We start from the raw sequence: 4,552 nt of genomic DNA on the forward strand, positions 1-4,552 counted from the left end.
GCAAGTACCAGTGCTTCAGCATCGGCAAGTACTAGCGCGTCAGCTTCAGCAAGTACCAGTGCGTCAGCCTCAGCAAGTACAAGTGCATCGGCTTCGGCATCAACCAGTGCGTCAGCTTCAGCAAGTACCAGTGCATCAGCCTCAGCATCGACAAGTGCTTCAGCTTCAGCGTCAACAAGTGCATCGGCNTCAGCAAGTACTAGTGCATCGGCTTCCGCATCGACAAGCGCATCGGCCTCAGCAAGTACCAGTGCTTCAGCTTCAGCAAGTACCAGTGCTTCAGCTTCCGCATCAACAAGCGCGTCGGCCTCAGCAAGTACCAGTGCATCAGCTTCAGCAAGTACCAGTGCTTCAGCTTCAGCATCAACAAGTGCCTCGGCTTCTGCAAGTACCAGCGCGTCAGCCTCAGCAAGCACAAGTGCCTCGGCTTCAGCAAGCACTAGCGCGTCAGCATCGGCAAGCACNAGCGCCTCGGCCTCAGCAAGTACTAGCGCGTCAGCATCGGCATCAACCAGTGCGTCGGCTTCAGCAAGTACCAACTCTTCAAATTCAGTAAACCATTCGAACTCACAAGTTGGAAATATTTCTGAATCTACAGGTAAATCACAAAAAGAATTACCAAATACAGGTACTGAGTCATCAAGTAGAACGACCCTACTTGGAGCTCTAGCTGCTTTGACTGGAATTGGTCTAGTTGCGAAACGTCGTAAACGTGATGAAGAAGAGTAAGACAACCTATAAAATTAGGATAAGCTAACTCGCACACATAAATCATAGAAACCCCTTGAAAAAGTAGAATTTTCAAGGGGTTTTTACTATTATATAGCTGAAATTTTGACTAAAAAATTGTATAATAAATATAAGGAGAAAATCGCTAGTGGATGATAAAATAACGGTTGTTGTACCGGTATACAATGTGGAAAACTATCTAAGAAAATGCCTAGATAGTATTATTGCTCAAACATATAAAAATATTGAGATTATTGTCGTTAATGATGGTTCTACTGATACTTCAGGAGAGATTTGTAAAGAATTTGCAGAAATCGATTACCGAATTATCTATATAGAACAAGAAAATGCTGGCCTGTCTGCTGCACGAAACACCGGTCTGGAAAATATGTCCGGAGATTATGTGACCTTTGTGGATTCAGATGATTGGATTGAGTTAGATTATGTAGAAACTCTATACAAAAAAATAACACAGTATCAGGCAGATATTGCAGTTGGGAATTACTATTCTTTCAACGAAAGTGAAGGAATGTTCTACTTCCATATATCAGGAAACTCCTATTACGAGAAGGTATATGATAATGTTTCCATATTTGAGAACTTATATGAATCCCAAGAAATGAAGAGTTTTGCTTTGATATCTGCTTGGGGTAAACTTTATAAGGCAGATTTGTTTAAGCACTTACGTTTTGATATAGGCAAGTTGGGAGAAGATGGTTACCTCAATCAAAAGATTTATTTATTATCCGAGAAAATCATTTATGTAAATAGAGGGATTTATTCATATAGAGTTAGAAAAAATAGTCTGTCAAAGGTTTGGACGGAAAAGTGGATGCATGCCTTGGTTGATGCCATGTTCGAACGCATTACGCTACTAGCTAATATGGGTTACCCTTTAGAGAAGCATTTGGCGGTTTATCGTCAAATGTTGGAATTCAGTCTCTCCAACGGTCAAGCTAGCGGCTTATCTGACACAGTAACATATAAAGAGTTTGAAATGAAACAAAGGCTTTTACATCAGCTATCGAGACAAGAGGCGAGTGAAAAGAAAGCCATTATACTAGCAGCAAACTATGCCTATGTAGACCAAGTTTTGACGACGATCAAGTCTATTTGTTATCATAATCGTTCGATTCGTTTTTATCTCATTCATAGCGATTTTCCAAATGAATGGATCAAGCAAATAAATAAGCGCTTAGAAAAGTTCGATTCAGAAATTATTAATTGTCGGGTGACTTCTGATCAAATTTCACGTTATAAAACGGATATTAGTTACACTGTTTTTTTACGCTATTTCGTAGCTGATTTTGTAAAAGAAGAAAAGGCCCTCTACTTGGATTGTGATCTAGTCGTAACGAAAAATCTCGATGATTTGTTTGCAAGTGACTTACAAGATTATCCTTTGGCTGCTGTTAGAGATTTCGGGGGAAGAGCCTATTTCGGTCGTGAAATTTTTAATGCTGGTGTTCTATTGATCAATAATGTTTTGTGGCAACAAGAGAATATGACTCAAAAGTTGATTGATTTGACCAATGAATGGCATGATAAGGTGGATCAGGCAGATCAGAGTATCTTGAATATGCTTTTTGAACATAAATGGCTGGAATTGGACTTTGATTATAATCACATTGTCATTCATAGGCAGTTCACTGATTATCGATTGCCTGTAGGTCAGGATTATCCTGGTATTATTCATTATCTTTCACATCGTAAACCGTGGAAAGATTTGGCATCCCAAACCTATCGTGATGTTTGGTGGTACTATCATGGCCTTGAATGGACAGAGTTGGGACAAAATCATCATTTACATCCATTACAAAAATCTCATATTTATCCTATAAAGGATCCTTTCACTTGTCTCATCTATACAGCCTCAGACCATATTGAACAAATTGAAACATTGGTTAAATCCTTACCAGATATTCAGTTTAAGATAGCAGCTAGAGTAATAGTTAGTGATCGATTAACTCAGATGACGATTTATCCAAACGTGACCATATTTAACGGAATTCACTACTTGGTAGATGTCGATAATGAATTGGTAGAAACCAGTCAAGTACTTTTAGATATAAACTATGGTGAAAAAACAGAGGAAATTCTCGATCAATTTGCAAGACTTGGCAAACCTATTTTATCCTTTGAAAATACCAAATCTTACGAAGTAGGTCAGGAGGTATATACTGTTGACCAAGTTCAAGCAATGATAGAAAAATTAAGAGAAATAAGCAAATGAAGAAAAATCATCTATTAGGAGATGCTCTGATTTTGACGGTTAGTGATCAGATTGAAGAGTTGGATTATCTCCTTGACAAATTGCCAGATATCTGTTTTCATATTGCAGCGCCTGTTCAGTTTTCCGAGAAAATTCGTAACTTAGAAACGAACTATAATGTCCGTCTCCTAACGGTTACAAATGAAGAACAGCTAAACTTTCTAGTCAATACATGTGACTTTCTATTAGATATTAATCATTTTCAAGAAGTGGATGCTATTGTCTCAAGGTTTGTGCAGGCTGGAAAAACTGCCTTTGCATTTGACAATACAGCACATGGAGATCAGGGGCAGGAAGTTTTTCTATCAAGTGCACCAGATAAATTGGTTTCTAGAGTGAGAGACTATCTGAATGAAATCAGAGTAGGCACCAATCATCAAGAAAAAATCATCCAAGATGGGACTTGGAATGTCTTTCAAATCGATGATAAGGGCAACTTGGTTGTAGGAGCCAATGTCATCTGTAGAAATTTTGAAAATTTTCATATCTCTTCGGGTAAGTTAATACTGCATGATGGTGTTTTTATCAATAACTCATGTAGTTTTAACTGTATGGAAAGAATTGAAATCGGAGCAGGTACCATGATGGGGGAGGGTGTTCGTTTTTATGATCACGACCATATTTATACCGCTGAAAAAATCGAAAAGTGGCAGTGGACTACAGCTCCGATTAGAGTTGGACGAGATTGCTGGATTGGAAGTAACGTCACGATTTTAAAAGGAGTGACGATTGGGGACAATACCATTATCGGAGCAGGTTGCCTCATACGCAATGATATTCCAGCAAACAGTGTGGTTTATAATGATGGGCATCTTTCTGTAAAAAGAAGAGATTAAACGGGAAATAGAATAAATCAAGGCTAGGTAAGTTAGTATATGGGGAATGAATTAATCAGTATTGTAGTTCCTATCTACAATGTTGAAAATTATTTGAGACAGTGTTTGGATAGTATTCAGAATCAAACTTATAAAAAGTTTGATTGCATTATGGTTAATGATGGATCCACGGATAGCTCACAACAAATAGCGGAAGAATATCTAACAGATAGTCGTTTCAAACTAATCAATCAATCTAATAAAGGTTTAAGTGGGGCTAGAAATACAGGGATTAATCATATTAGAGAAGAGTCTATTTTTGTAGCTTTTGTAGATAGTGATGATTATATTTATCCTGATTTCTTAGAAACTTTAATAGAACACATTGAAGATGATGTTGATATTATAGAAGGAATGATTGAAAATTTCCATGATGAAATAAAAGTGGATAGAGTCTGTCATAATTTTGAGAAAAAAATATTAATAACCAAGGATGACAAATTGGGAGAATTGGCATTAAATGAGCTGAGAGTTAGCGTTTTTCCAAAATTGTTTCGAAAAAGTTTATTAACAGAAGATTTTTTTCCAGAGGGGTGGATATTTGAAGATTTAGCAGTTATTCCCGAGTTGGTAAGTCATTCAGGAAAATGGATTAAATTACCAAAAGTTATCTATGCTTACAGGATTCGTCCAAATTCAATTACTACTAAAGAGTTTTCAGAAGAAAAATTAGATG

4 protein-coding genes are annotated in these 4,552 nt (G+C 37.3%); all 4 read left to right on the top strand.

What is annotated here, in order from left to right; all coding sequences use genetic code 11:
- The first annotated feature begins 582 nt into the window (after positions 1–582).
- Positions 583–729 carry an LPXTG cell wall anchor domain-containing protein gene (locus D8837_RS09825; protein ID WP_312023207.1) on the top strand — a complete coding sequence of 49 codons (147 nt, stop codon included), beginning with the start codon at positions 583–585 and terminating at the stop codon, positions 727–729.
- Between the two features lie 148 nt (positions 730–877).
- Positions 878–2,962: a glycosyltransferase gene (locus D8837_RS08905; RefSeq protein WP_049492158.1), complete on the top strand. Its 2,085-nt coding sequence runs from the start codon at positions 878–880 to the stop codon at positions 2,960–2,962.
- Complete coding sequence (locus D8837_RS08910; protein ID WP_049492156.1) at positions 2,959–3,837, top strand: acyltransferase; 879 nt, start codon at positions 2,959–2,961, stop codon at positions 3,835–3,837. Before D8837_RS08905 ends, D8837_RS08910 begins: the two co-directional genes overlap by 4 nt.
- Before the next feature lie 39 nt (positions 3,838–3,876).
- A partial coding sequence (locus tag D8837_RS08915; protein WP_142999002.1) for a glycosyltransferase family 2 protein occupies positions 3,877–4,552 on the top strand: 676 nt, incomplete at its 3' end.

This window comes from Streptococcus mitis (genome assembly GCF_003942965.1).
Classification (GTDB): Bacteria; Bacillota; Bacilli; order Lactobacillales; family Streptococcaceae; genus Streptococcus; species Streptococcus mitis_BH.

What these genes read in the sequence shown, in the direction of transcription:
- D8837_RS08910 (WP_049492156.1), top strand. Translation starts at nt 2,959, where the DNA reads ATGAAGAAAAATCATCTATTAGGAGATGCTCTGATTTTGACGGTTAGT.